The organism is Pseudomonas putida, assembly GCF_002906855.1.
Classification (GTDB): Bacteria; Pseudomonadota; Gammaproteobacteria; order Pseudomonadales; family Pseudomonadaceae; genus Aquipseudomonas; species Aquipseudomonas putida_N.
Window position 1 is genome coordinate 2,501 of sequence record NZ_MINI01000001.1, and the last position, 4,024, is coordinate 6,524.

Below are 4,024 nucleotides of genomic sequence, written 5' to 3' on the forward strand. Positions count from 1 at the left end.
TGTTCTGAATACATTGTGAAGAGAAGATATGTCTGGAAGCTTCCAGGTGTTTTAAGCCCTTGTGGTTTGAAACGTCCGAGCCCAGTCCCAGAGAAACCATGAGATGGCTTAGTCGGCCGGAATTGGTGGAGGGATTGGAGGTAGGAAGGAAAGCTTGTCCGAGGCATTTTTGTTGTTGGAACTTCGGTTCCTCTGATGAAGATGCTGGATTGGTGTTGCCTGACCGCGCATCACCGGATGATATCTCGAGAAGCTGGTCTTAATGATACGACCTCGAAGTGCACCGGCGTGCCTTCATATGAGGATTGTATCGAACACGTCGATGTCATCGTTGGTGTTGCGGTTGTAAAAGGTAACCGTAACCGTTGTTCCTCTCTTTATCGTTAGGGATGGAATGGCTTTCGCGGCAGATTGAGTTTTGTCCGGATGGCCCGATTTGGCACCCCTTTGAGCGCAAGCGAGAAGGAAAGGTTCTGCCAAATCCAACAGATGATGAGCATAGACAATGAGAACGAAGAAGTGAATTAAGGGCATTTGGTGGATGCCTTGGCATGCACAGGCGAAGAAGGACGTGATACGCTGCGAAAAGCCGTGGGGAGCTGCGAATAAGCTTTGATCCATGGATCTCCGAATGGGGCAACCCACCTTAAATGCTTGGAAAATCCAAACCGTCTTCGACGGCTTGGGTTTCCAAGCATTGTGATAAGGTATCTTACTTTCGAATACATAGGGGTAAGAAGCGAACGCAGGGAACTGAAACATCTAAGTACCTGCAGGAAAGGACATCAACCGAGACTCCGCAAGTAGTGGCGAGCGAACGCGGACCAGGCCAGTGGCAATGATGAATAAAGCGGAACGATCTGGAAAGGTCGGCCATAGAGGGTGATAGCCCCTTACGCGTAGAACAGTCATTGTCCTTGAGTAGGGCGGGACACGTGAAATCCTGTCTGAACATGGGGAGACCACTCTCCAAGCCTAAGTACTCGTGCATGACCGATAGCGAACAAGTACCGTGAGGGAAAGGTGAAAAGCACCCCGACGAGGGGAGTGAAATAGAACCTGAAACCGGATGCCTACAAACAGTCGGAGCCCGCAAGGGTGACGGCGTACCTTTTGTATAATGGGTCAACGACTTAGTGTAACTAGCAAGCTTAAGCCGGTAGGTGTAGGCGCAGCGAAAGCGAGTCTGAATAGGGCGATTGAGTTAGTTGCATTAGACCCGAAACCGAGTGATCTAGCCATGAGCAGGCTGAAGGTTGGGTAACACCAACTGGAGGGCCGAACCCATAACTGTTGCAATAGTTCGGGATGACTTGTGGCTAGGGGTGAAAGGCCAATCAAACTCGGAAATAGCTGGTTCTCCGCGAAATCTATTTAGGTAGAGCGTCGACCGAATACCCTCGGGGGTAGAGCACTGGATGGGCTATGGGGACTCACCGTCTTACTGATCCTAACCAAACTCCGAATACCGAGGAGTACTAGTCGGCAGACACACGGCGGGTGCTAACGTCCGTCGTGAAAAGGGCAACAACCCTGACCTCCAGCTAAGGTCCCCAAGTCATGGCTAAGTGGGAAAGGATGTGAGGATCCCAAAACAACCAGGATGTTGGCTTAGAAGCAGCCATCATTTAAAGAAAGCGTAACAGCTCACTGGTCTAAATAAGGGTCTTTGCGCCGAAAATGTAACGGGGCTAAAGCCATGCACCGAAGCTGAGGATTTGCAGCAATGCAAGTGGTAGCGGAGCGTTCCGTAAGTCTGTGAAGGGGTACCTGTGAGGGGCCCTGGAGATATCGGAAGTGCGAATGTTGACATGAGTAACGATAAAGGGAGTGAGAGACTCCCTCGCCGAAAGACCAAGGGTTCCTGCTTAAAGTTAATCTGAGCAGGGTTAGCCGGCCCCTAAGACGAGGCGGACACGCGTAGTCGATGGGAACCACGTTAATATTCGTGGGCCTGGTGGTAGTGACGGATCTCGTGTGTTGTTCAACCTTATTGGATTGGTTGGGCGGCGAAGAGGTTCCAGGAAATAGCTCCACCGTATAGACCGTACCCGAAACCGACACAGGTGGTCAGGTAGAGTATACCAAGGCGCTTGAGAGAACTATGTTGAAGGAACTCGGCAAATTGCACGCGTAACTTCGGAAGAAGCGTGACCCTTTTGTACGCAAGTATGATGGGGTGGCACAGACCAGGGGGTAGCGACTGTTTATCAAAAACACAGGGCTCTGCGAAGTAGCAATACGACGTATAGGGTCTGACGCCTGCCCGGTGCTGGAAGGTTAAAGGGAGGGGTGCAAGCTCTGAACTGAAGCCCCAGTAAACGGCGGCCGTAACTATAACGGTCCTAAGGTAGCGAAATTCCTTGTCGGGTAAGTTCCGACCTGCACGAATGGCGTAACGACTTCCCCGCTGTCTCCAACATAGACTCAGTGAAATTGAATTCCCCGTGAAGATGCGGGGTTCCTGCGGTCAGACGGAAAGACCCCGTGCACCTTTACTATAGCTTTACACTGGCATTCGCCAAGGCATGTGTAGGATAGGTGGTAGGCTTTGAAGCAGGGACGCCAGTCTTTGTGGAGCCATCCTTGAAATACCACCCTTATCTTCGTGGATGTCTAACCGCGGTCCGTTATCCGGATCCGGGACAGTGTATGGTGGGTAGTTTGACTGGGGCGGTCGCCTCCGAAAGAGTAACGGAGGCGCGCGATGGTTAGCTCAGACCGGTCGGAAATCGGTCGTCGAGTGCAATGGCATAAGCTAGCCTGACTGCGAGACTGACAAGTCGAGCAGAGACGAAAGTCGGTCATAGTGATCCGGTGGTCCCGTGTGGAAGGGCCATCGCTCAACGGATAAAAGGTACGCCGGGGATAACAGGCTGATGACCCCCAAGAGTCCATATCGACGGGGTTGTTTGGCACCTCGATGTCGACTCATCGCATCCTGGGGCTGGAGCAGGTCCCAAGGGTATGGCTGTTCGCCATTTAAAGCGGTACGTGAGTTGGGTTCAGAACGTCGTGAGACAGTTCGGTCCCTATCTGCCGTGGGTGTAGGAATATTGACAGGATCTGTCCCTAGTACGAGAGGACCGGGATGGACGTATCTCTGGTGGATCTGTTGTCCTGCCAAGGGCATAGCAGAGTAGCTATATACGGAATGGATAACCGCTGAAGGCATCTAAGCGGGAAACCAACCTGAAAACGAGTGTTCCCTATCAGAGCCGTGGAAGACGACCACGTTGATAGGACGGGTGTGGAAGCACAGCAATGTGTGAAGCTTACCGTTACTAATAGCTCGATCGACTTCTTCGTTCCCATTGAATATGTTCATCGAACAAAGTTCGATGACATCTGTTCTGTCCTCACGGGCCAAAGGCCCTGCGGACGGCGCGCGCCATAAGGCGCGACGGACTGGCGTCCTGTATGGCTGCCACGCTCGACCTCGAGCAGGGCAGAATACGGATCAGTCACGGAAAGACGTGTAATTAAAAAGTGGCATCGCCACCCAGCTTCTCGAAAACAACTTTCGTTGTTGCGTTTTGCCGACCTGGTGGTTATCGCGGGGCGGCTGCACCCGTTCCCATTCCGAACACGGCCGTGAAACGCCCCAGCGCCAATGGTACTTCGTCTCAAGACGCGGGAGAGTAGGTCGCTGCCAGGTCTGCAAAACGCAACACAAATCTTCTCATCACAAAACGGGCAAATCGCCCAAATCAAAAGGCCGCATAAGCGGCCTTTGTGCTATCATGATCCAGCGCACAATGCGCCAGAACAAATCGCTCACCCAATAAGGGTGCGTTCCTTACAGGAGCAAATCGCCTTCGGCAATTTGCTCCCGCACCAGGCATCACAGCTTCCCTGTGATGCTGTCCCGATAAATCCCATGGGGATTTATCGCAATCGGTATTTTGCTAACGCAAAAACCTGTATACGCAAACTCCTCGAGTTTGCTCTGTCGCGACAAGTTCTGCGAACTTGTCGCTGGTAACGCGGGGTGGAGCAGCCCGGTAGCTCGTCAGGCTCATAA

At 52.4% G+C, this 4,024-nt stretch carries 2 rRNA genes; both read left to right on the plus strand.

The window, feature by feature from the left end:
- The first annotated feature begins 513 nt into the window (after positions 1-513).
- Positions 514-3,309: ribosomal RNA gene (locus BGP85_RS00030) — 23S ribosomal RNA — on the plus strand.
- Positions 3,310-3,543: 234 nt separating this feature from the next.
- A 5S ribosomal RNA gene (gene rrf / locus BGP85_RS00035) occupies positions 3,544-3,658 on the plus strand.
- The last annotated feature ends 366 nt before the right edge of the window (positions 3,659-4,024 follow it).